This window comes from Cellulophaga sp. 20_2_10, assembly GCF_023476645.1.
Taxonomy (GTDB): domain Bacteria; phylum Bacteroidota; class Bacteroidia; order Flavobacteriales; family Flavobacteriaceae; genus Cellulophaga.
On record NZ_JAMCOJ010000001.1, the window covers coordinates 30,182 to 54,184 of the forward strand.

At 31.6% G+C, this 24,003-nt stretch carries 18 protein-coding genes and 1 tRNA gene; 8 read left to right on the forward strand and 11 right to left on the reverse strand.

Annotated features, from left to right (window positions below; translation table 11 throughout):
* Genes M4I21_RS00185 through M4I21_RS00195 form a run of 3 tightly spaced genes read right to left on the reverse strand, consistent with a single transcriptional unit; the run spans position 1 to position 1,681 of the window.
* Positions 1–528 (reverse strand): KdsC family phosphatase, encoded by a 528-nt coding sequence (locus tag M4I21_RS00185; protein WP_249556935.1) that lies wholly within the window; start codon positions 526–528, stop codon positions 1–3.
* Positions 512–1,276: a Rossmann-like and DUF2520 domain-containing protein gene (locus M4I21_RS00190; protein ID WP_249556936.1), complete on the reverse strand. Its 765-nt coding sequence runs from the start codon at positions 1,274–1,276 to the stop codon at positions 512–514. The genes M4I21_RS00185 and M4I21_RS00190 overlap by 17 nt, the downstream gene beginning before the upstream one ends.
* Before the next feature lie 33 nt (positions 1,277–1,309).
* Positions 1,310–1,681, reverse strand: coding sequence for a hypothetical protein (locus M4I21_RS00195; RefSeq protein ID WP_249556937.1), 372 nt, complete (start codon positions 1,679–1,681; stop codon positions 1,310–1,312).
* 99 nt (positions 1,682–1,780) lie between these two features.
* Here M4I21_RS00195 and M4I21_RS00200 point away from each other — a divergent pair, with 99 nt between their 5' ends.
* Both M4I21_RS00200 and M4I21_RS00205 read left to right on the forward strand, forming a co-directional pair.
* Positions 1,781–2,179, forward strand: coding sequence for a group III truncated hemoglobin (locus M4I21_RS00200; RefSeq protein ID WP_249556938.1), 399 nt, complete (start codon positions 1,781–1,783; stop codon positions 2,177–2,179).
* Positions 2,180–2,289: 110 nt separating this feature from the next.
* Positions 2,290–5,487, forward strand: a complete 3,198-nt coding sequence (locus tag M4I21_RS00205) for a cytochrome c biogenesis protein CcsA (RefSeq protein ID WP_249556939.1) — start codon at positions 2,290–2,292, stop codon at positions 5,485–5,487.
* 1 nt (position 5,488) lies between these two features.
* Here M4I21_RS00205 and M4I21_RS00210 read toward each other — a convergent pair whose 3' ends face one another.
* Positions 5,489–6,307 carry a membrane metalloprotease gene (locus tag M4I21_RS00210; RefSeq protein WP_249556940.1) on the reverse strand — a complete coding sequence of 273 codons (819 nt, stop codon included), beginning with the start codon at positions 6,305–6,307 and terminating at the stop codon, positions 5,489–5,491.
* Between the two features lie 119 nt (positions 6,308–6,426).
* Between M4I21_RS00210 and M4I21_RS00215 the strand changes: the two genes are divergently transcribed.
* The gene (locus tag M4I21_RS00215; protein ID WP_249556941.1) at positions 6,427–7,578 is read left to right on the forward strand and encodes a trans-sulfuration enzyme family protein; all 1,152 of its coding nucleotides are present in this window, start codon (positions 6,427–6,429) and stop codon (positions 7,576–7,578) included.
* Positions 7,579–7,590: 12 nt separating this feature from the next.
* Complete coding sequence (bshB1, locus tag M4I21_RS00220) at positions 7,591–8,307, forward strand: bacillithiol biosynthesis deacetylase BshB1 (protein WP_249556942.1); 717 nt, start codon at positions 7,591–7,593, stop codon at positions 8,305–8,307.
* 3 nt (positions 8,308–8,310) lie between these two features.
* Here the strand turns inward: bshB1 and M4I21_RS00225 are convergent, their stop codons facing one another.
* The 3 genes from M4I21_RS00225 to M4I21_RS00235 form a co-directional block, all read right to left on the reverse strand.
* The gene (locus tag M4I21_RS00225; RefSeq protein ID WP_249556943.1) at positions 8,311–10,362 is read right to left on the reverse strand and encodes a tetratricopeptide repeat-containing sensor histidine kinase; all 2,052 of its coding nucleotides are present in this window, start codon (positions 10,360–10,362) and stop codon (positions 8,311–8,313) included.
* Positions 10,363–10,494: 132 nt separating this feature from the next.
* Entirely contained in the window at positions 10,495–12,558 is a 2,064-nt protein-coding gene (locus M4I21_RS00230) for an ATP-binding protein (protein ID WP_249556944.1), read from the reverse strand.
* A gap of 109 nt (positions 12,559–12,667) precedes the next feature.
* Positions 12,668–14,719, reverse strand: a complete 2,052-nt coding sequence (locus M4I21_RS00235) for a tetratricopeptide repeat-containing sensor histidine kinase (RefSeq protein WP_249556945.1) — start codon at positions 14,717–14,719, stop codon at positions 12,668–12,670.
* Between the two features lie 276 nt (positions 14,720–14,995).
* Here M4I21_RS00235 and M4I21_RS00240 point away from each other — a divergent pair.
* Positions 14,996–15,071: transfer RNA gene (locus M4I21_RS00240), tRNA-His, on the forward strand.
* A 128-nt stretch (positions 15,072–15,199) separates the two neighbouring features.
* On the opposite strand, the gene M4I21_RS00245 is transcribed toward M4I21_RS00240, so the two are convergent.
* Positions 15,200–16,762: a M28 family peptidase gene (locus tag M4I21_RS00245; protein ID WP_249556946.1), complete on the reverse strand. Its 1,563-nt coding sequence runs from the start codon at positions 16,760–16,762 to the stop codon at positions 15,200–15,202.
* Between the two features lie 850 nt (positions 16,763–17,612).
* Here M4I21_RS00245 and M4I21_RS00250 point away from each other — a divergent pair.
* Complete coding sequence (locus M4I21_RS00250) at positions 17,613–17,768, forward strand: hypothetical protein (RefSeq protein WP_249556947.1); 156 nt, start codon at positions 17,613–17,615, stop codon at positions 17,766–17,768.
* 108 nt (positions 17,769–17,876) lie between these two features.
* Positions 17,877–19,814 carry a CASTOR/POLLUX-related putative ion channel gene (locus M4I21_RS00255; RefSeq protein WP_249556948.1) on the forward strand — a complete coding sequence of 646 codons (1,938 nt, stop codon included), beginning with the start codon at positions 17,877–17,879 and terminating at the stop codon, positions 19,812–19,814.
* 70 nt (positions 19,815–19,884) lie between these two features.
* Here the strand turns inward: M4I21_RS00255 and M4I21_RS00260 are convergent, their stop codons facing one another.
* On the reverse strand, positions 19,885–21,024 hold the full coding sequence (locus tag M4I21_RS00260) for a sodium:calcium antiporter (protein WP_249556949.1): 1,140 nt from the start codon (positions 21,022–21,024) through the stop codon (positions 19,885–19,887).
* Positions 21,025–21,218: 194 nt separating this feature from the next.
* Here M4I21_RS00260 and M4I21_RS00265 point away from each other — a divergent pair, with 194 nt between their 5' ends.
* Positions 21,219–22,103 (forward strand): sterol desaturase family protein, encoded by an 885-nt coding sequence (locus M4I21_RS00265; protein ID WP_249556950.1) that lies wholly within the window; start codon positions 21,219–21,221, stop codon positions 22,101–22,103.
* On the opposite strand, the gene M4I21_RS00270 is transcribed toward M4I21_RS00265, so the two are convergent.
* On the reverse strand, positions 22,100–23,053 hold the full coding sequence (locus M4I21_RS00270; RefSeq protein WP_249556951.1) for an aldo/keto reductase: 954 nt from the start codon (positions 23,051–23,053) through the stop codon (positions 22,100–22,102). The genes M4I21_RS00265 and M4I21_RS00270 overlap by 4 nt on opposite strands.
* A gap of 10 nt (positions 23,054–23,063) precedes the next feature.
* On the reverse strand, positions 23,064–24,002 hold the full coding sequence (locus M4I21_RS00275) for an L-histidine N(alpha)-methyltransferase (protein WP_249556952.1): 939 nt from the start codon (positions 24,000–24,002) through the stop codon (positions 23,064–23,066).
* Between the last annotated feature and the right edge of the window lies 1 nt (position 24,003).

A 24,003-nucleotide genomic window follows, 5' to 3' on the forward strand; every position in this document is an offset into this window, starting at 1 on the left:
TTAATCGTTTTTGGCACTGTAATTATCATTCCATTTTCCTTGAGCTTTAAGGACTTGCTCTATAACATCTCTAACACAGCCATTACCTCCATTTTTTTGAGAAATGTACTTGCTTACGGCTTTAATTTCTGGGATAGCGTCTTGCGGACAGGTAGGCATGCCAACTAATTGCATTGGTGGTACATCTGGCATATCATCGCCCATGTACAATACGTTTTTAACATCTATTTTATGAGCCGCTAAATACTCGTTTATAGGTTCTAATTTTAAATGTGCGCCTAAGTAAATATCTTTAACGCCTAAACTTTTAAATCTAACACGTACTCCTTCACTTGTACCGCCAGAAATAATACATACATTAAATCCTTTCTGTATCGCTGTTTTAAGAGCGTAACCGTCTTTAACATTCATTTTACGTAATAATTCGCCTTGTTCTGTAACAAGTACAGAACCGTCTGTAAAAACGCCGTCTACATCAAAAACAAAAGTGGTAACATTGTGTAAATATTCTTTATAACTTTTTTCCATAAGAGTTGGTAATAGATTTGCTTATAACGCTATATATATCTTTATGCGTATTGTTTGTTAATTCTGTTAAATGACGTTGCATTGTGCTAATGTCGTTACGTTTTGCAGGTCCTGTTTGCGCCTCGTAAGGAGATAATTTGTTTAGCTTTGCAGTAGTTTCTTGTATTAAGGGCGATAAAATTGAAAAAGGAACATTGTTTTCTTCGCAGATCTCTTGTCCAATTTGATACATATGATTGCTGAAATTATTGACAAAAACAGCAGCTAAATGAATGGACTTCCTTTGTTCTGATGATATTTTATGTACACTACTAGAAACATTTTCTGCTAATTGAAGAAGTACAGCTTCATCGGCCTTATTTTCTGCTTCAATACAAATAGGAATTTCTTTAAAATTTACGGTAGCTCCTTTGCTAAATGTTTGTAATGGATAAAAAGATCCTTTTCGATTTTTAGCATCTAAAACTCCAATAGAAACACTACCAGAGGTGTGCACAACTAGTTTGTTTTCTAGTGTTAATTGTGCAGATACCAAAGCAATGCTGTCATCCGAGGTTGCTATAATGTATACATCTGCATCGGGTAATTGTTTGCTATCTGTAGTAGTTTTTACGCTACTTTTAAAAGGGAGCAAGGCTTCTTCCGTACGGTTATAAAGCATTGTTATAGCTACATTGTCTAGCTTGCTAAAGGCAGTATATAAATGAGTGCCAATATTTCCTAATCCTATAATTACTACGCTAATCATACCACAAAAGTAAAGCTAATCTGTTTAATTTATTTATTCTGTACAACCAATTGTAATAGCGTGTGCATGTCCCGCATTTGTGCTTGTCGCAATTGTAATTGCATTATTAGTCTTTAGGCTAGTGAAATTCTCAGTAGTAATTGTTAACATATGCATATGCCCAGCAGAACCTTCTAAATTATAGGTTTTTGTTGTTCCGTTAATTATGTCTTGCTTAGTAACATCTAATGCATGTCCGTGATTACCAACAACAGTAGTTAAAGCACCATTTTCTATACAGTTTCCTCTAGGTCCTTCTTCTTCATCTTTAGAGTTGTCATCACTAGAGCAACTTAAAACCACAAACAAAAGAATACATAAAGTTGTTACTAAAACAGACTTTTTAAAAGGGGTAACTATATTCATAATTATACTTTTTTTATCTAATTACTAAGGCTTTGTTGCTTAGTTTTGTAACGAATACCACGTTAAATTGTGCGCTAACGTATTAAAGTCTTTGCAAAAATGGAAAAATTACAACTTACAACTAAGGAAAATGTGTTTTTATTAGTTTCTAGTTTTTATGCTAAAGTAAGAAAAGATGAAACTCTTGGACCTATTTTTAATGGTATAATTACAGATTGGGATCATCATTTAGAGCATTTAACTAAATTTTGGAGCAATCAATTATTTATAGAACGCGGTACCTATAAGGGCAATCCTATTGCTGTGCATCAAAAAGTAGATGCGTATACAGGCAACACTATAAATGAGTTGCACTTTGGTATTTGGATTAACCACTGGTTTGCAACAATAGACGAACTCTTTGAGGGAGAAAATGCAAACATTGCCAAAAACAGAGCCCGTAATATGGGGTCTAACATACATATTCATATTTTTAATGCAAGAAATAACCAAGGTTAATTTATTGCTAAATATTATGGTTTCATTAACACATTTAATGCCTATATACATCTAAAAAGACGTAAAAAGGACGTATTTTTGCAGACCAAATTCACTAAGTATTATCAAGGATGATAGATTTAATAAAGAAGTTCTTTTTCTCTACGCGTTTAATGTCATTTCTATTTATTGCTTTTGCTACAGCAATGGCTCTAGGGACATTTATAGAAAGCTGGTATAGTACAGATACAGCAAGAATTTGGATATACAATACCGTTTGGTTCGAGGCTATAATGGCCTTTTTTGTAATTAACTTTATAGGTAATATTGCAAAATATAAATTATTACGTAAAGAAAAATGGGCTGTATTATTATTGCACCTTTCTTGGATATTTATCATAATTGGAGCCTTGGTAACAAGGTACATTAGTTTTGAAGGAATGATGCCTATACGTGAAGGGGATACCGAAAATGTATTTTATTCTGATAAAACTTATATTTCTACTATAGTTTATGGTGAAAAAGATGGTGTTAAAATGCAGAAGAAACAAGAATATCCTATTCTTGTTACGGCAGAAGGTTTAATGTCTGACTTACCAATTCACACAAATTTTAATAAAACAGAGTATACTATAAATTATGCTGGTTTTATTGATGGTGCTAAAGAAGGTTTAATAATTGGTGATGAAGGTAAAAATTTTCTAAAAATAGTAGAATCTAGTACAGGCGGTCGTCATGATCATTATTTAGAAGAAGGAGTTGTACAAAGCATACATAACATTTTATTTGCGTTAAATAAGCCAACTAAAGGCGCTATTAACATTACAGCAACAGACTCTAGCTATACCATACAATCTCCTTTTGAAGGAACTTTTATGCGTATGGCAGATAGGTTAGAAGGTGGTGTTAAAAAAGATACCGTACAAAAATTACAATTACGTTCTTTATATCAATTGGCAGACATGCAATTTGTAATGCCAGACTCTCTAGTGAAGGGGGAAAACGGAATTATTCGTATACCAGATGAAGAGCGCACCGAAAATATGGCAGATGCTTTAATCTTAGATGTTACTGTAAATGATAAAACGGTGCGTAAGAAATTATTAGGTTCTAAAGGGATGATGCAGTTTGCTGACCCTTTTAAAGTTGGTGATTTAGAATTTAGATTGGCTTATGGTTCTAAAATATACCAATTGCCTTTTGGTATTAAATTAAATGATTTTTTAGCAGAAAAATATCCGGGCACAGAAAAAGGCTATGCATCTTTTATGAGTAAAGTAACCATTGAAGATGAAAAACCATTTGATTATGATATTTTTATGAATCATATTTTAGACCATAAGGGATATCGCTTTTTCCAGGCTGGTTTTGATCCTGATGAGCAAGGAACTAAACTGTCTGTTAATCATGATCAATGGGGAACTTGGATTACTTACATTGGTTATTTTATGTTATATGCAGGTTTAATGGGTATTATGTTTTTTGGTAAAACAAGATTTAAAGACTTAGCGGTTTCTCTAGATAAGATTAAAGCTAAAAAAGCAAAACTTACATCTGTTTTAGTTTTAGGTGCATTATTAAGTTTTACTTCTCAAAATGTAAATGCACAAGAGCATAGTCCTGGAGATGGACATAACCATGCAGCAGTTCCTAGTAAAGAAGCTGTAGATTCTATAATTATTGCAACTGCAGTATCTAAAGATCACGCAGAGGAATTTGGCAAGTTGGTTATACAAGATGAAGGTGGACGGATGAAGCCTATAAACACATTTACATCAGAATTACTGCGTAAATTAAGTTTAAAGGATAGATACTTAGGCTTATCATCAGATCAAGTATTTTTGTCAATGATGATGAATCAGCAATTATGGGCAAATACACACATTATTGCTATAGATAAAAAAGGTCAAAACGATAGTATTCGTAAAATAATTGGGGTTCCAGCCGGTCAGCGTTACGCTACTTTAATGGACTTTTTTGATGAAAAACAAAGTTATAAATTAGATCCTTTTTTAAACGAGGCAACATCTACAAATAATCCAAATAAATTTCAGCAAGATTATAAAGATGCAAATATTAGATTAGGTCTTTTAAATAGAGCTTTAAGTGGAGAAATAGTAAAAATATTTCCATTGCTAAATGAAGATAATAATAAATGGATATCTGCCTTAGAATATAGAAGCAATAGCGAACAATTTCCGGTACAAGATAGCTTGTATGGTAACTTTATACGAAATTCTGTTCCTTATTATATTATGTCTCTTCAAAAAGCAAGACAATCTGGTGATTATACAGAGGCAGATAAAATATTGGCAGCCTTTAAACAAAATCAGCTGAACAATGGTAAAGATGTATTGCCGTCAGAAACAAAAATAAAAACAGAAGTAATTTATAATAAGCTTAATATATTTAATGTATTATACAAGTCTTATGCCGTAGTTGGCTTATTGTTATTCTTTATACTTATTTTTCAAATCTTTAAAGATCGTAGTATTTGGCGAGTAGCTGTTTACTTTTTTAAAGGAACAATTTGGTTATTATTTTTATGGCATACAGCAGGTTTAATATTGCGTTGGTATATATCTGGACATGCACCTTGGAGTGATGCTTACGAGAGTATTATTTATGTAGGTTGGGCTACTTTAGGTATGGGCTTGTTATTTGCGCGTAAAAGTAATTTAACAATTGCAGCTGCTACTTTTGTTACTGCTATGTTATTGTGGATTGCGCACCAAAACTGGGTAGACCCATCTATATCTAACCTAGTGCCCGTTTTAGATAGTTATTGGTTAATGATACACGTTGCTGTAATTGTAGGTAGCTACGGTCCTTTAACTGTTGGGATGATTCTTGGTGTAACATCATTAATATTAATCATGTTAACCAATAAAAAGAATAAAGCCCGTATGGATCTTAACTTAAAAGAGTTAACCATAATTAACGAGCTTGTATTAACCACAGGATTAGTAATGCTTACTATAGGTAACTTTTTAGGAGGTATGTGGGCTAACGAAAGTTGGGGACGTTATTGGGGCTGGGATCCTAAAGAAACTTGGGCATTGGTATCTATTATGATTTATGCCTTTGTTGTGCATATGAGAATAGTACCAGGTTTACGTAGTAGATGGCTTTTTAACTTTGCAAGTATTGTAGCTTTTGGAAGTATTATGATGACGTATTTTGGTGTAAACTTTTACTTAGCAGGTTTGCATAGTTACGCAAGTGGAGCGCAGGTAATTACACCAGTATTTATATGGTATACAGTAGCGGGAGTAGTAGTACTTGGTGCGCTTAGTTTTTGGAGGTATAAAGTAAACTATTCTAAATAGTTTACATACCACCGTTAGCTTTTAAATCCGTAAGACATTGTGCATCTAAAGTTGGTATTTTTCCTCCTGTTATAGAGTTTAAAAGACCTTCACCAGTTTCTGCTGTCCAATACATTAAACAATTGTCTACATCACAATGTTTACCGTGAGCCGTGTCTTGGTGATTGGTTTGCATTGCAGTGCCAACGTTTACCAAGCCCAATAAATGGCCAAATTCGTGATTTAAAACGGTTGTAGATAATACAGTTCTGCTTGGAGATAAAGGTTTGTTGCCAAAGTTTTTTACGGTATTTTCAAAAATTGCAAAAGAGGTATTTTGGTAAGCAATTCCTAAAACGGAGTTGTTTTCTGTATTGCCAGCATACTTAGCATCTAAATAAATACCAAAAACAGCAACTTTATCACTCGTGTTATATTGAGTTCTTAAATTATTTTCCATTGCTTTTATTTCATCAAGCGTGTAGGCAGATTTTGTAGGTACAGTAATTTCTTCAAGTCGAAACTCCCAACCCTTAGATTTGTTTAATCGATCTGTAACAAAAGCCTTAAAATTTTCTATGGTTTCTTCTGTGGGTTTGTAATCTTTTACATAAAAAATTTCGAAAATAGTAGATTTGTAGGTGGCATTGGCAAGTAAGTCGTTAGCGGAATCACCCACGTTTTTCCTGTTTCTATTTTTTATTTCTTCTGTAATAATACCAGTATTGTTTTGGTTAGAGGAGGAGTCAGATTCGCTATCTGTAGAGCAAGCAATACATAAGCTTGTAAGTAAAAGGCTGTAAACAGTTGTTTTAAAGTTCATTTGTTGTTCTTTATTCAATTTTTTGTAGTGTTGTTATATTTATATACGTCTATTAATGCAAAATGGTTTTGTTAGGTGGTTTAGGTTCTAAATTTGTAACTTTGGTTAGAAGACTAAATTTAAAAAAGTAGAATAAGATGAAACACTCTAAAGCAGGATTAAACACAATATGTACGCATACAGGAGAAGTAGAAGATAAACAGTTTAAAGGTGCTGTATCTCCGCTTTTTATGAGTTCTTCTTATGCTTTTGAAGGTGTAGATGTTAAGCGCTACCCTAGATATTTTAATACGCCTAACCAAGAGGCTTTGTGTAAAAAAGTAGCAGCATTAGAGCATACAGAAGCCGGATTAATTTTTGGTAGTGGAATGGCGGCAGTAAGCACATCATTATTGGCTTTTTTACGTGCTGGTGACCATGTTGTATTGCAGAACACATTATATGGCGGTACGTACAATTTAATACAAGAAGAATTTTCAAAATTTGGAATAGAATACTCTTTAACAGACGGTTTAAAGTCAGAAGATTTTGAAGCCAAAATAAAAGATAATACCAAGGTGATTTATATAGAAACGCCATCTAACCCTTTGCTTACTATTACAGACTTAAAGGCGGTTGCTAATTTGGCTAAAAAACACAATTTGGTGTCTATGATAGATAATACTTTTGCCAGTCCTGTAAATCAAAATCCAATAGATTTTGGAATTGATATAGTAATACATAGTGCCACAAAATATATGGGAGGCCATTCTGATATTTGTGCCGGAGCCGTAGCATCTTCTGCGGAAAATATAGATAGGATTTTTCAATTAGCAAAGAATTTTGGTGGTAGTTTAAGTGACTATACAGTTTGGTTGTTAGAACGTAGTATGAAAACTATGGGAATTAGGGTAAAAGCCCAGAATGAAAATGCGCAAAAAATGGCAGAATATTTACACCAAAATAAAGATGTAGAAATGGTGTATTATCCTGGTTTAAAGTCGCATCCAGATCATGAGTTGGCAAAATCGCAAATGAAAGGTTTTGGAGGTATGTTATCTTTTGAACTTAAGAACGACATAGATGCTATGGATTTCCAGAATGCACTTGAACTTATAAAACCATCTATGAGTTTGGCAGGAGTAGAGAGTACTGTGTTATCGCCAACACAAACTTCTCATGCCTTATTAAGTGCAGAAGAAAGAAAAAAACAAGGTATAAAAGATGGTTTAATACGTTTTTCTGTTGGTATAGAAGAAGTAGAAGATTTAATAGCAGATATAGAACAAGCATTGACTAAAGTAAAATAGATTAGAGCAGAAATGAAATTAGATATATTGGTTTTTGGGGCACACCCAGATGATGCAGAATTAGGAGCAGGAGCTACAATAGCAAAAGAAATTGCTAACGGCAAAAAAGTAGGAATTGTAGATTTAACCAGAGGTGAGTTGGGTACTAGAGGTACAGCACAAACAAGAGATGAGGAAGCTACAGAAGCAGCAAAGATTTTAGGTGTTACTGTTAGAGAAAATTTAGCTTTTGAAGATGGTTTTTTTGTGAATGATAGAGCACATCAAATAGAGATAATAAAAATGATACGTAAGTATCAGCCAGAAATTGTGTTATGTAATGCTATTGATGATAGGCATATTGACCATGGAAAAGGAAGCAAATTAGTTAGTGATGCTTGTTTTTTAAGTGGTTTATTAAAAATTGAAACAGAAGTAGAAGGGGAGTCTCAAGAACAATGGAGACCAAAACACGTGTACCATTACATACAATGGAAAAATATAGAGCCAGACTTTGTTGTAGATGTTACTGGTTTTATAGCTATTAAGGTAAAATCTGTTTTGGCATACAAAACGCAATTTTACGATACAAACAGTACAGCTCCAAAAACACCAATAACGAGTCAGAATTTTTTAGACAGTGTAACGTATAGAGCTCAAGATTTAGGACGTTTAATAGGAGTAGACCACGCAGAAGGCTTTACTGTAGAACGTTTTGTAGCGGTAAATAGTTTAGATGATTTAATCTAGCGATTACGCTTCTTTAGGTAGTTCAAAATAAAATGTACTGCCAATACCTAAGGTACTTTCTACCCAGATGGTACCTTGGTTATTGGTAATCATTTCTTTGCACAAAGGTAATCCTAAACCAGTACCTTTTTCATTGTTAGTACCGTATGAAACTGACATTGTACTATCGTTAGAAAATATTTTATCTATTAATTCTGGCTTAATACCAATACCTGTGTCTTTTACACTAATAATCCAGGTTTTTTCAGTTTCTTGGGCGTCTATACTAATAGATCCTTTGGTTTTTGTGAATTTAATAGCATTGCTAAGCAAATTACGTATTACTACACTCATTTGATTCTTATCTGCCCAAATAACAGTATTCTCATTAATATTGTTGCTAATACTTATCTCCTTTTTATCTGCCAGTTCTTTTAATAAACTAATATTGTTCTTCGTTAAACTATAAATTTTAGCTTTGCTAGGAGATGTAGAACCTCCATTCATTTGGGTTCTACTCCAGGAAAGTAAATTGGTTAATGTAAAAAATAATGCATCAACATCACTTTTTAACTTAGGTATAAATCGTAAAAAATCTTCTGCTTCTACATCTTTAGAAACAAACATATCTAAAAGGCTTTGTAGTGCGGCAATAGGGTTTCTTAAATCGTGACCAATAATAGAAAATAGTTTATCTTTTGTTTTGTTGATATTTTCTAACTCAATTTCTCTTTTCTTTAGAGTTTCTGTTTGCGTTATTAATTGGTCGTATAATCTTTTTCTGGTATTTCCCTGTAATTTAATAAGTAGTAATATAAAACTTAGAATAACTAAGGCGGCAATGGCTAAGTATAAATAGTTTTGATGTTTGTCTATCTCTTTTTTTACGCTTTCTTGGGCTTCTCTCTTATCTCTTTCGTACTCCGTTCTTGTTTTTAAGACACCTAGACTATTGGAATTTTCTCTTTTCAATATAGAATCAGAAATGCTTTTAAATTTCTCTAAATTCTCTAGAGCAAGTTCAGGTTTGTTACTTTTTTTATAAATAAGATAAAGTGTGTTGTAAGATTCTTCAGCTTCTTCTAATAATTTTAATCTTTGGGATATTACAATTGCTTTATTTGCGTTTTCTTCTGCTTCTTTTATTTGATTAAGACTAAGATGGGCTTTTGCTCTGGCATTATATAATGACATTACGGTTCGGTCATCTGTTATCTCTTTTAAAATATCTTCGCTATTATTTAGCCATTTAAAAGCTAAGTCGGGACGATTTTGCTTAATTAAAATTCGTGCTTTATTAATATAACAATAGGCCAGCCACTCTTTGTAGTTTTCCTTTTGAAAAGTTTCAATACTACTGTTAATATATTTTGTAGCTAAGTCTAGTTGGTTGGTTCTTATGTAGATATCAGATATATTAGCTTTTGTCTCTGCAATATAGACTGGATTTCCTATTTTTAAATTTAGTTCTTGAACTTCTTTGTATAGTTCAAGGCTTTGTTTGTAATCTTTTTGAGATGCGTATAAGCTCGCTGTGTTATCCTTTATAAAGGAAAGTAGTTTTAAATTTCCATCTTTTTCCGCAATATCAGATCCTTCTAAATATGCTTTAAGGGCATCACTGCTTCTGCCGAGATAGGAATATTCTGCGCCTAATTGATTTAATATGTTTATTTGACCCTTAATGTATTTAGCTTTTTTTGCTAACTTCAATGCCTCTTCTAATTGTTGCATTGCTAAATTTGGATTTCCTTGGTAAGAGCTATGATAGGCAAAACCAGATAAAGCTTTTGCTTTACCTATATCGTAATTAATATTGTTACTTAGTTTGTATACTTTTTCTGAAATAGATTTAAGGCTATCAATGTTCTCGTACTGATAAAAAGTACCAAGAGTATAAAGTATATCTATGTAATCTTGTTTGCCTTTTTTGGAATCTAGGTTTGTTTCAGCTTTTTTAACCAAAGAACGAATACTATCAATTTTAGTCTGTGAGTGACCATAAAACGCACAGAAAAAAAATACAATAAGGGTATATTTTATTTTTCTTTTATTCTCAGATAAACGGTTGGTCATATTATATGTAGAAAAAATTAAATAGCATTACAAGATATTGATAACTAAAGAATTTAACAAGTAAATTTAGTAAAATGAATTGTATGTGCTTTTTAGGATGAAAAACTATTAAAAATGTAATTTTTAGTAGTTTTAATTTAAATTTTCATAATATTCATTATCCTTAGGAATTGTAAAATAAAAACTAGTTCCTTTTTCTAATGTGCTTTCTGCCCAAATTGTTCCTTTGTTATTGGTAATCATTTCTTTGCAAAGCGGTAGCCCTAGGCCTGTTCCTTTTTCGTTGTTTGTGCCGTAAGAAACCGCTATAGAGTTGTCATAAGAAAATAGATTATCTAGTAGACTTGGTTTTATGCCAATTCCGGTATCTTTAATGATAACAATCCAGTTTGTCTTGGTTTCTTTAGAGCTTATAGTAATAGTGCCATTTTGCTTGGTGAATTTAATAGCATTGCTAAGTAAGTTACGTATAACAACGCTCATTTGATTTTCGTCTGCCCAAACAAAAACTTTTGTATCCATATTGTTAATTATGGAAATATTTTTAAATTCGGCTAATTCAGCAAGCAAATTAGTGTTTTCCTTTGCTATTTTAAAAAGGTTGGTTAGGGTAGGCGTGGTAGAACCACCATTCATTTGTGTTTTACTCCAAGATAGTAGGTTTGTTAGTGTAAAAAATAGCGCATCAACATCTCCCTTTAATTTAGGTATAAAACTTAAAAAATCTTCTGCTTCTACATCTTTAGAAACAAACATATCTAATAGACTTTGTAGTGCGGCAATAGGGTTTCTTAAATCGTGTCCAATTATAGAGAATAACTTGTCTTTTGTTTTATTTATAGTTTCTAACTCGGCTTCTCTCTTTTTTAATATATTAGTTTGTTCTATTAATTGTTTGTATAGCTTTTTTCTGGTATTTGCTTGCACCTTAATAAGTAAAAGAATAAAAATTAAGATAGCTGATGCAATTATAGAAGCATATAAATAGTTTTGATGTTTTTCTAGTTCTTTCTTTACTAATGCTTCTGCTTCTTTTTTCTCTCTCTCGTATTCGGTTCGGGTTTTTAAGGCACCAAGGCTATTTGTGTTTTCTTTCTTTAGAATAGAGTCAGATATACTTTTGTATTTTTCTAAATTTTTTAGAGCTAACTCTGTTTCTCCGCTTTTTTTATAGGTAAGGTATAGCGTGTTGTAAGAATCTTCAGTTTCTTCTAATAAGCTTAATCTATTAGATAGTTCTATGGATTTCCAAGCAAAACTCTCTGCTTTGTTAATATTATTTAAACTTAAGTAAGCTTTAGCTTTAGTATTGTATAAAGATATTAGTGTTCTATCATCAGTCAATTCTTTTAAGATGTCTTCACTTATATCTAACCATTTTAGAGCTAGTTTTGGCTCGTTTTGCTTAATTAGAATTCTTGCTTTGTTTATGTAGCAATAAGATAACCAACCCTTGTCATTTACTTTTTCAAAAGCTTTAATGCTAAAGTCTAAGTATTCCGTTGCTATGTCTAATTGATTTGTTTTAATATAAATATCAGATATATTCGCATTTGTTTCTGCAGTAAATAAGGGATGGTTTATTTTCTTATTTAAAGCTTCTACCTCTTTGTATATTTCTAGACTTTGTTTATAGTCTTTTTGTGACGCATAGAGACTCGCTGTATTGTCTTTTATAAGAGATAGTGTTTCTATATTGTTCGATTCTATAGCAAGATCTGTTGCTTTTAAATATGCTTTTAGTGCATCTCCGTTTTGACCTATATAAGAATACTCTGTGCCAATCTGATTAAGAATGTCTATTTGGAGATTTTTTTCCCCCACTTTTTTTGCTTTTTGTAAAGCTTGTTTTAATTGCCGTAAAGCTAAATCTGAATTACCTTGGTAAGAACTATAATAGGATAAGATTGATAGAGCATCCGATATACCCTTATCATAGGATATAGTTTTACTCAATTTTAACGCTTTATCTGCTATTACTTTTAAACTATCAATATTTTCATATTGATAGTGGCTCGCTAAATACACTAATAAATCTATATAATACTCCTTTTGATCTTTTGTTTCTACTTGTTTTTCTGCGGCAACTACTAATTTTCTTATACTATCTACTTTGGCTTGGGAGTAGCTAAGTTGTGTAAATAGAAAAAGAAATACAAGTATAAACGTTATGTTGCTATATGGTTGGTTATTCATAGGTTGGTTGGGACAATGATGGGATACTACAAGGTAGACATAACTTAAGATTTGAGCAAGTTATTTTAATCAAAAAAATATGTCTTGCAATTTATAAAATGTATAGTTTTTAAGATTGATTATCTGCTTTAGGAATAGTAAAGTAAAAAGTAGTTCCTTTTCCTAATTTGCTTTTTGCCCATAAATTACCACCATTGTTTTCTAACATTTCTTTACATAAAGAGATGCCTAAACCAGTTCCTTTTTCGTTATTAGTACCAAATGTAGTATGACTTTGGTTTGTAGCAAGAACTTTACTTAAGTCTTCTTCGCTCATACCAATACCAGTATCTTTAATGGTAACTTCTATAAATTGATATTTCTCTTGGGCGTCAATAGTTATTTTACCTTCTTTTGGGGTAAATTTTAGGGCATTGCTAATAATATTTCTGATAACAATATCTATTTGATTGGGGTCAGAAAAAATTAAAATATTTTCTGGCATATTGTTAATTAGAGCTATAGACTTGGTTTTAGCAGTTTCTGATAACAGATTAATATTGTTTTCTACCAGTTTATTTAGTTCTACTAGTGTAGAATTTGTGGTAGCTCCATTCATTTGTGTTTGTCCCCAAGAAAGTAAATTATTAAGAGTAAATGATATATGATCCACATCTTTAATAAGTTTAGGAACAAAATCTCTAAACTCTGTAACGGCTAGATCTCCAGATTTCATCATTTTTAAAACATCTAATAACGCACCTATGGGCCCTCTAAGGTCATGGGCAATTATAGAAAAAAGCTTATCTTTTGTTTGGTTAATCTCCTCTAATTCCTCTTCTCTATTTTCTAAAACTATTTGTTTTAACTGTAGTTCAGAGTTAAGTCTCTTGTGGGCTTTTCTGCTCTTAGACATCATAAATGTGATAATACCCCAAATTACTAATATGGAAACTCCAATGTAAACTATACTTCTAATTTTTGCACTCTCTAATTTATCTACAACCGCACTTGTTTCTTTTTGTTTGTCACGGTTCATTTTAGTTTTAAGCATAGAAAGACTATGCTTGTTTTCTTTTCTAGATAAAGAGTCTGTTACTTGTTTGTATAATTCATGGAAAAAAAGAGATTTTTCAAATTTATTTTTACGTTTGTTAATTTTATGAAGAATATCGGCAGTGCTAACTATATTGGTTATAGAGTTCATTTTTTGTGCCTCGGTATAAGCTGTTAGCGCATAGAACTCTGCATTATCATCATTTTCTAAACCATAATAAGCATAAGCTAAACCGCTAAGTAAGTATAATTTATCTCTATTGTTTTTAATTTTATTGAAAAGAATATAACTTTGGTCGTACCACCGTATTGCCCAAGAGTATTTTTCTTGTTTTAAATAGATATCTCCTTTTATTCTATAAGCTTGTGCTATCCATCTTATATTGTTATACTCCTCAAAAATGCCAATACTTTTATTAATATGATACATAGCATTATCTATGTTGCCTAACTCGCTTTGTAGCGCAGCATAATTACATAATGTTTTAGCGGTGGTATAATCATCCTTAACAATAAGATTTAGTCGTATAGACTCATCTAAAAACACCAAGGCTTGCTCGTAATCTTTTTGTGCTGTATATAGGTTCGCTATATTTTCGTTTAATACAGAAAGCATTCTGCTATTATTACTTTTTTCTGCTAATTCTACGCCTTCTAAATATATGGCTAGTGAGTTTGCATAATCACCGAAGTAATAGTAAGATTTCGCAAAATTGTTCATTATAGAAAGCTGTAAATGGCTATTGGTAATTAGTCTACTTTCTTTTAAAGCTTTTTTGTAGAGTAAAACGGCCTTTTCACTATTCCCGTTATCAGAATAATAATTAGCTGTTTGTAATAGCGAGTTACTTATTCCGTATTTATAATCTAGCTCTTCACTTAACTTAAGGGCTTCATTTGCTAATATTAATAAACTATCAGAATTATAGAACCTTAATTTAGCGGCTCTATCATTAATAGAATTAATATATATGGTGTCTTTAGTAATTAGATCGCTAAAGTTAGGCTTGTAGCTATTATTGGCAAGCAAAAGACTACTATGCATAAAAACACAAAGTAGCGCTAAGGGTATAAACTTAAGGCTGTAATTATTAAAAGACACTTTGTAGTTTTTTAATGGGGACATTAATATGTATAAAACTTAGTATTCATTAACATAAACGTGAATTTATAAGGATGCTTGTTCATTTGCTAAATAATGTTGTGAAAGGACATTATTTGTGTGTTTTATCTGTTATTGTATGCCTTTTAACGAAACAAATAAAAATAAAAACGAGGATAAAAATACGATAAATATTGATAATTAGTCTTTTACAAGTTTTATTTAATTTTTTTTAAAATATCCTCTAAATTATTTTGATAGATTAGTTAAAAAAAATTATCTTTGCATCCGCTTACAAATGGTGGATGTAGCTCAGCTGGTTAGAGTATCGGTTTGTGGTACCGAGGGTCGCCGGTTCGAACCCGGTCTTCCACCCAAAAAGCAAAGCCTTGTCAATTTTGACAAGGCTTTTTTGTTTTTAATACTTTCTTTACAGTAAAATCTAGGGTAAAAAAAAAGCCTTTGTAAAAAAACAAAGGCCTTATTCTTAATCTAAAATATTATTTATTCTGTAGGCTTATCTACAACTAATCTGTTTGCTCTGTTTGCAATTTCCCAAGCTGTGTAAAAAACTAATCTAGTTCTGTTTTCTAATAAGTCGTAATTAATTTTATCTGGTGTGTCAGACGGTTGGTGGTAGTCATCATGTGTACCATTAAAATAAAAAATAATTGGAATATTATTTTTAGCGAAGTTATAGTGGTCACTTCTGTAGTAAAAACGATTAGGATCGTTTTCATCATTATAAGTATAATCTAAAACAACATTTGTATATTTTTTATTTACTTCTTCAGATAGGTTATGTAATTCAGTGCTTAGTTTATCAGAACCAATAAGGTAAATATAGTTTCTGTCTCCTTCACGCTTAGGGTCTATTCTACCAACCATATCAATATTTAAATCTGCAACAGTATTTGCTAAAGGAAAAATAGGGTCTACATCTGTATAGTGCTGAGAACCTAATAAACCTTTTTCTTCACCAGTAACATGTAAAAATACTACAGAACGTTTTGGTCCATTACCATCTAATTCTGCTTTTCTAAAAGCTTCTGCTATTTCTAATAAAGCAACAGTACCAGAACCATCGTCATCTGCACCATTATTTATTTGTCCGTCTGCAGTTACACCAATATGGTCTAAGTGAGAAGATATTATAAGGTATTCATCTGGTTTTTCAGAACCTTTAATATACGCAACAACATTTTCAGACATTACATCAGTGTTTCCACTTTTTAAATCTAATTTTAAATCTGTAGCAACTGTTTTAGGAGAATCATCTTTAGCAATATCTTTTACCAGAGCATTTGCTAATTTAGCATTTACTAAAATAGTTGCAAACTCGTTAGGGGTAGTAGGTTTTGGAGAAATTCTCTCTCTACCGCTTTTTTGCATTTGAGCAAAGTATTGTTGGTATCTTGGGTAATTTGTTTCGTCATAAAAAACAATTCCAGCAGCACCTTTTTCAGTAGCTAGTTCAACTCGTTTAGCTAAAGCTTCTGAAGGATTACTCCAAGAAGATTTTTCGCTAGAACCAGATAATGTAAATGTACCATCTGCCTTTTTAGGCTCACCTGTTTTTGCTACAACAATTTTTCCTTTTACATCTAAATCGCTATAATCAGAGTAGTCGCCTTCTTCTATACCAAAACCAGCATAAATTACAGAAGTGTAATCTCCTGTAGATGCAGTTGTAGCAACGTAATCTTCACCTAATACATAAGTAGTACCGTTAATACTAAGTGTACCTGTAGGTAGTTTAGAAATTTCTAATGGTACATCCTGGAAATAGTTACCGTCTGCTTTGGCAGGTTTAATCCCTAAATCAATATATTCTTTTTTGATGTAAGCAATAGCTTTCTTTTGACCTGGCTTTCCAGTTTCGCGACCTTCAAACTCATCAGAAGCATAAGTGTATAAGTGAGTTTTTAATTCAGCTTCTGTAATTGTGTTACCGTAAGTCTCTGGATTTACTACTTCGGCTTTTTCAACTTTTTGTTCACCTGTAGTTTTCTGAGTAGAATTACAGCTTACAGCCAAAGCTAAGGCTATAAATGCTAGTTTTTTCATGTTTGGATTTTTAATTGTTCTTGTAATGTGAAAAGTACTAAAAAAAGGGGAGATAAGTAATAGTTGTCTTTCGGATTATTAAAAATGCAATTAAAATAAAAATAGATTAATAAATTGTTTTAATTGCTGGTTTTTGCGTGTGATATTCTTATTTAAATAACAGAAAGCATACTAATGCTTTATTTAATTTGAGTGTTGTACATCTTAGAATCTGACTATTTATTCAAAAATAAAAGTAGTCAATCGGTATTATTAGAGTTTCTTAGTGTTTATGGTATTTTAGGATTAACATCTAGTTAAGAATTTTACCTCGTATGCAATATCTCTTTAATATAAAAGTTATTTTAATCTAAGTATAGTATTGATTTATAGTTAATTATACTTTTTTGTTAAATTTTAGACATTCATAAATTAATTTATTATATGTATTTAATTGATTTTTAGACTTTTATACGTTAATTAAAGTCTGTTTGTTTTTTTTGTAATTTTTGGATGACGATTTACGTAAATTATAACCTATAATATTTTGTAATTATGATTATTTTTGAAACAAGCGGAGTGTGTTGAATAAAAGCGACAAGAAACTTTAATTGCCCACAATGCGAGTTAGATTATGAGTATAGGCTAAAAAAGTTATTCAGTTTTTTTCATTGTGCTTTATACCTCTTATTTCCTTAGATGGTAAAAGAGGGTATGTAGAGTGTAGCCATTGTAAGGGTACATTTATATAGCTGGAGTTTTAGACGGAAAAAACTTCAGATAAAAAAGCCTTTACAGCTATGCATGAACAAGCCATGCGGCACGTAATGGTTAAGGTGATGTTATAGATGCAAATGAGAAAGTAGCAGTTTTGCTTATTATTAATACATGTGGTCATAATGATATGTCTTCTTTTCAGTTAGAAGATTGTATAGAGAAAGTAGAAGTAGATGAAGAGGATATATCTACTTACCTAAAAAATGTTGGTCCATCATTAAATGACCATAGTAAAGAGTTGCTATTTTAAATGAGTGAAATAATGGAAATGTCTTCTGCTCATATAAAAGATCTTATGGCTAAAGCAGTAGAAAAAATAAACTAAGAATATTAATTACCAAATAACCAATTGCCATTTATGAAAAATTCGTTTGCAGATCGCTTAAATTACAAAGCAGAACGCTTTTTAAGCAAGGGAGGCTCATCAATATTTAAAAGCCTTTTAATCATATTTATTGTAGTTTTTGTAGTACTTGTAGGTTTACGTTTAATACTTATAAATATTTTTCCAAGTTTAGATTATACAGGAAATATTTTTAGAGATATCTGGGTTACATTTTTAGAAATGACAGATCCTGGTAATATGAACCAAGATAACGATGCGCCAACCTTTTTAAAGGTGTTAACAGTTTTATCTGGTCTAACAGGTGTTATTTTGTTGTCAATGCTTATTGGTTTTATAACAACAGCTTTAGACACTATGTTGTATGATTTTAGAAAGGGTAGAGGTAAAGTTATAGAAAATAACCATACCATTATATTAGGATGGAACGAGCGTGTTGTAGATGTAATTAGAGAATTAATTTTGGCAAACGAGAGCGAGTCTAAGGCATCTGTGGTTATTTTATCTAATGAAGATAAGGAAGAAATGGATAATCTAATTACCAAGCGTCTGCCAGATATGATGACTACAGAGGTGATTACGACACAGGGAGATTATGCCAATATTAACGAACTTAAACGTATAAATTTAGAGTCAGCCAGGTCTATTATTATACTAGCAGGCTGTTCAGAAAGTGCTACTTTAAGTAAAAAGAAATCTAGTGATGTGCAGTCTGTTAAGTCTATTTTGGCAATTACAGCCTGCCAGAACGGTAAAAATGAATTGCCTATAATTGCAGAAATATTTACTAAAGAAAAAAGAGATATAATAAGCTTTTTTGAAGACGATAATATTATAGCTATTGATAGTTGGAATATTATGGGTAAACTTTTAATACAAACATCTTTAACTAGTGGTTTAGATACAGTGTATAAAGAGATTTTATCTTTTGATGGTTGTGAAATATACTTTTATAAAGACCAGTGGAATAAAGTGCCTTTTGGGGAGTTAAGTTATTATTTAAAAGATGGTATTCCGCTAGGTATTTACTCAGAAGATGATGGCTTGGTACTTAGGCCACCAGTAGATACTGTGCTTAATAATGGTGATTCTGTAGTGATTTTAGCAGAAGATGATTCTACTATTTCTTTTGAGGGCAAGCAGTACTTTTTTCCTAATAGAGATAAGAAAATAATAGATGTTCGTTTGGAGCAAAAGAAAAAACGAATTTTAATTTTAGGATGGCACAAGGTGGCTGAAGTTTTTATAGAAGAAGCTACAGATTATCTATTAGATGGGTCAGATTTTGATATTTTGTTTGATGCGCCTACGGAGGAACTTACAACTGTTATTGCCGAAATTTCAGATACATATCCAGATTTTAATATCAACCTACATGATTCTAACCCCTTAGATTTAGATAATCTAGAGAAAATTAATCCAGAGTCTTATGATACTATTGTAATACTATCGCAAAGTATGGAAGAACAGTCCGCGGATAAGATAGATTCTGATACTTTAATTATTTTATTATTACTACGTAAAGTTGTAAAAAATGCTAACGGATTGCATATTATAACTCAAGTTTTAAATTCTGAAAATCAAGAGATTATAACGCAGACAAATGTTGATGATTTTATAATTAGTAATAAATTAATTACTATGATCTTGGCACAGTTAAGTGAAGAAGCTTTAATGAAAACGTTTTATGATGATATTTTCTCTGAAGATGGTAGTGAAATATATGTGAAGCCTGCAACACTTTATTTTGATACTTTTCCGCAGAAAATAACCTTTGCAGATGCTATTTTTTGTGCACAACAAAGAGATGAAATCTGCTTGGGTATTAGAAAAGGAGATTTAAGTAAGTCTCTTAAAAATAATTTTGGTATTACGTTAAACTTGTCAAAAGACACGGAAATAGAATTATTAGAAAACGACTTTTTAATAGTCTTGTCTGAAGATGAATTGTAATTAGTTACTATTATAAAAAAAAGGTGTTTATTCAACTGAATAAACACCTTTTTTAGTATCATAAATATTTTTAGATAAGACCTGTAAACCAATGAGATATCTGAGATAAACCATTAGAAACCTCATTTATGAATGGGATGTCATAGCTTAGTCCTTTGCCTACGGAATAGACAACAAACAGGACATAAAGTAGTAGTAGTAATTTTGCGTGTATGCCTTTTATTCCTTTTTTAGAAAGAATAAAGATAAAGAATACGATAATAGTTAATATTAGTAATAATACACGTAGCTGTCCTATGTTTTCAATAGTTTCGGGACTCATTTCTATAGGACCGTAGATTAAAGTAAACAAGAACAAAGGGAATCCAAGAGCAAAACAAACGTCAAAAATATTACTACCTAGCGCATTAGCAACAGCATCATCATAATTGCCTTTCATAGCATCTTTATAAGACATAATTGTGTCTGGAACACTTGTAGCAGCAGATGCCAGCACAACAGAAACAAAATAAATTGGCATACCAGTTGCAGCACCAAATTCTTGACAAGCTTCTACTAGCCAAAAACAAGCTAAACCTATAAACAATACAGAAACTATTAATAAACCAATCGCTTTTACTTTGTTTATTTTAGAATCTCCAAGAACTAAAGTTGCTAGATCACCCTTAAACAAAGCAACAGCTCTATTGCCACCATCGGCTTCTTCTTCATAATCATTTTCTACCTCTCCTGGGCCTTGACTTAAGAGCATGTATCCAACGTAGACAAAGTATAATGCCATTAAAATAAGACCGTGTGTCCAATTTAAAGATGTACCGCTAATAACAAATATTAAGGCTAATTCGGCTAATATTAATGCGATACCATCTCGATAGATTACTTTTTTAGAAATCTCTATTTGTGAAGTTATCTTTTTACCTATAACAACTAGTATAACAACAGCAGGGATAATCATAGCATTAAAGACTGCACTACCAGCAGTGGTGCCAATACCTCCAGAAAAACCGTCCTTATCTTTTAAAACAAATAAAAAGAAAAGTGTAGTAAAGAGTTCTGGTAAGCTACTTCCTATGGCATTTATAGTTGCACCTTTTATGCCTTCTTTCATATTTCTACCCAAATAATTAGATGCCATTTCAAAGCCATCGCAGGCCCTCCAAATAATAATACAGGTAATTAAAATAAGTCCTAGAGAAGTAAATATTGCCATATATGGTTTTCTGTTTTGGGTAAATTTAAAGAAATTAAATAGAAAATGTTAAAAAATATTTTCTTCGAGTACATTTGGTTTTCATAGCTTAGCTGTTCTTCTTTTTTAATCGAAGTTAAAAGGGAGTTAATATGTAACCTTTGTTACCTTCTATTTGTTAGAAAATATAGATATTTACGACTCTTATTTATAGTATGACAAAATATTTAGATGCTTTTATCAACGCTTTTTCAGGTTCTTTAAGTTGGACCTGGAAATCTATAGTTTTTGATGTGCCTTGGTACACCAACTATTTTTGGGGATTATTACTTATCTCTCTGGTGGTTTGGAGCTTAGAAATTTTGTTTCCTTGGCGTAAAAATCAATCTATATTTAGAAAAGATTTTTGGTTAGATTTTTTCTATATGTTCTTTAATTTCTTTGTCTTTTCTATAATTATCAGCGGCTTTTACAAAGTGTTAGAATTGTTGTTTAGTTCTAGTGGTATTCCAATAAAAAGCTTGGCGATTATAGACTTATCTAAGCTGCATATGGCTTGGCAATTACTAATTTTCTTTATTGTTTTAGACTTTGTACAGTGGTTTACTCACGTATTGTTACATAAGTTTCCTGCATTATGGAATTTCCACAAAGTGCATCATAGTGTAAAAGAAATGGGGTTTGCTGCCCATTTACGTTACCATTGGATGGAAAATGTATTGTATAAACCGCTAAAAACCTTTGGTGTTTTAATTTTGGGTGGTTTTGAGCCAGAACAAGCGTATATAGTGCACTTTTTTGCAATTACTATAGGTCATTTTAATCATTCTAATATAAAAATTACGTGGGGACCATTAAAATACATATTTAACAACCCGGTAATGCATCTGTATCATCATGCATATACAATACCAGAAGGTTCTTATGGTGTTAATTTTGGAATTAGTTTAAGTCTTTGGGATTACATTTTTAAAACAAACTACATACCAGAAGATAGTGGTAATGTACGTTTGGGTTTTGAGGGAGACGAACATTTTCCCAAAGGATTTGTAAAACAGAATTTATATGGTTTTACAAAAGATAAAAACAATATACATTAATTCCATTCTAAAGCACTGCGTTCTTCCCAGTAATTAGAAGGGTTAGTTTTTAGTTCTTTTAATTTTCCTAAATCCTTCTTGCTCAAAACAAAATCTAAGGCTTTGTGGTTGCTGTCTAGTTGTGTTGTGTTAGATGCGCCGCTTAGTATATAGGTTGGCTCTAATGAATCAATAATAAAACGTAATGCAATGGCGTCTACACTTACGTTGTAATTGTTAGCGAGGACTTCTAGGGTTTTGTAATTATCTTGGTAGTTTGTAAATGTATCATTCTTAAAAACTCTACCGTTGGCCAATGCCTCTTTTACTATTACAGTTTTATTTTCTTTTAATACTTGCTTTAAAATAGGGTAGGTAGCCTGTTCAAAAACATTATACGTTACCTGGAAACTTGTAAATAAATCTTCTCCATTAACTTTTACGTTTAAAGCTTTTTCTATTACACTACGTTGTTGTGCTCCGCTGGTAGAGATTCCAATGGCTACTCCTGTTTCTTTTTTAATAGTGTGTAATTCCTCTAAAACTGTGGTGTTGTCTAAAATACCACTTTCTAAAGTAGTGGAGTGTACTTGGTATATACCTAGTTGGGGCAATAATTGTTTAGAGACTTGCCATTGTTCTAGTAATTTAGATATGGAGTGCTCTTTAATTTCGTGTTTGCCACTGTAGCCTACTTCCCAGTTGGCTACATAAGTATAGCCCCATTTTGTGCCTAAAACAAGGTCTTTGTATTTTCTTTGATTTTTCCATTCCAATAGAAATTCTTCTCCTTTGCCGTAAGATGGTGCTGTATCAAAATAGCGTAAACCTAGGCTATAAGCGTGGTCTAGCATAGTAAAGGCATTTTCTTTAAATGCTGCAATAGACTTGTTTACATTAGCTGTTCTAATGTTTATGTAATCTGGTCTGCCTAAAGCAGCTAGGCCAAGTCCTATTTTAGTGATTTTCAAAATTGATGCTTTATTTAACCCAAAGGCTGTCTGTAAAATAGTGTTTGCAATCTAAAAAGTTAGTAGCAACAGAGTATCCTGTTTTTGTTGCTAAATCTTCAATGTCTGTAAGATTGTATTTTTTAGATAATTCGGTCCAAATAAGTTCATTCTGATTAAAATCTATCATTTTATCTAGTTTTTTTAGATAAACCTGTTGTTTTTTTAAGCTTATAATGTAACTTTTTACTTCTCCGTTTGTTGGATTGTAATGGCAATAAAAATCAAAATCATCAATTTTAAAATCAGCCTCTAATTCCCTGTTAATGCGTAGTAAAAGGTTAAGGTTAAAACGTTTTGTAATTCCGTCTTTATCAAAATAAGCATTGTGTATGGTAATAGGATTCTTTTTTAGATCGATACCAATTAACAGCTTATCTTTAGGCTTCATGTTGTTATTAAAAAGCTGTAGTAATTCTGTTGCTTCATTATAAGAGTAATTGCCAATGTTACTACCCAAAAATAGGAGTAAGCTAGGTGTGGAGTCTTGTTTAAGTTCTTTAAGCATTTTAAAATAGTCACCAATTTTAGGCTTAATAGAAACATTTGGTAAACGCTCTTTAAGTTTTTCGGTTAACATATCTATAGCTTCTTTACTAATATCTATTGGTATATAGTGAAAAGCAATATTGTTTTTCTCTAAATACTCTAGTAGTTTAAAGGTTTTAAACCCATCACCAGCACCAAATTCTATAATGTTAAAAGGCACATTAAACTCTAGTGCATCTACAATTTGTTTTGCTTGAAGCGATAAAATCTCGAATTCACTATCTGTTAAGTAATACGATTGCATGTGCATAATTTCCTGAAAAATTCTGCTTCCAGCATCGTCATAAAAGTACTTAGAAGATAGGTGTTTTTTTGGCGCAGTAAGGCCATCTAATATATCTTTGTCAAAGGTATAGTCCATA

Coding starts and splice junctions, on each gene's coding strand:
- M4I21_RS00200 (WP_249556938.1), top strand. CDS start 1,781: ATGGAAAAATTACAACTTACAACTAAGGAAAATGTGTTTTTATTAGTT.
- M4I21_RS00260 (WP_249556949.1), bottom strand. CDS start 21,024: ATGGCAATATTTACTTCTCTAGGACTTATTTTAATTACCTGTATTATT.
- M4I21_RS00245 (WP_249556946.1), bottom strand. CDS start 16,762: ATGAAAAAACTAGCATTTATAGCCTTAGCTTTGGCTGTAAGCTGTAAT.
- M4I21_RS00235 (WP_249556945.1), bottom strand. CDS start 14,719: ATGTCCCCATTAAAAAACTACAAAGTGTCTTTTAATAATTACAGCCTT.
- M4I21_RS00205 (WP_249556939.1), top strand. CDS start 2,290: ATGATAGATTTAATAAAGAAGTTCTTTTTCTCTACGCGTTTAATGTCA.
- M4I21_RS00275 (WP_249556952.1), bottom strand. CDS start 24,002: ATGGACTATACCTTTGACAAAGATATATTAGATGGCCTTACTGCGCCA.
- M4I21_RS00190 (WP_249556936.1), bottom strand. CDS start 1,276: ATGATTAGCGTAGTAATTATAGGATTAGGAAATATTGGCACTCATTTA.
- bshB1 (WP_249556942.1), top strand. CDS start 7,591: ATGAAATTAGATATATTGGTTTTTGGGGCACACCCAGATGATGCAGAA.
- M4I21_RS00225 (WP_249556943.1), bottom strand. CDS start 10,362: ATGACCAACCGTTTATCTGAGAATAAAAGAAAAATAAAATATACCCTT.
- M4I21_RS00230 (WP_249556944.1), bottom strand. CDS start 12,558: ATGAATAACCAACCATATAGCAACATAACGTTTATACTTGTATTTCTT.
- M4I21_RS00215 (WP_249556941.1), top strand. CDS start 6,427: ATGAAACACTCTAAAGCAGGATTAAACACAATATGTACGCATACAGGA.
- M4I21_RS00265 (WP_249556950.1), top strand. CDS start 21,219: ATGACAAAATATTTAGATGCTTTTATCAACGCTTTTTCAGGTTCTTTA.
- M4I21_RS00185 (WP_249556935.1), bottom strand. CDS start 528: ATGGAAAAAAGTTATAAAGAATATTTACACAATGTTACCACTTTTGTT.
- M4I21_RS00195 (WP_249556937.1), bottom strand. CDS start 1,681: ATGAATATAGTTACCCCTTTTAAAAAGTCTGTTTTAGTAACAACTTTA.
- M4I21_RS00255 (WP_249556948.1), top strand. CDS start 17,877: ATGAAAAATTCGTTTGCAGATCGCTTAAATTACAAAGCAGAACGCTTT.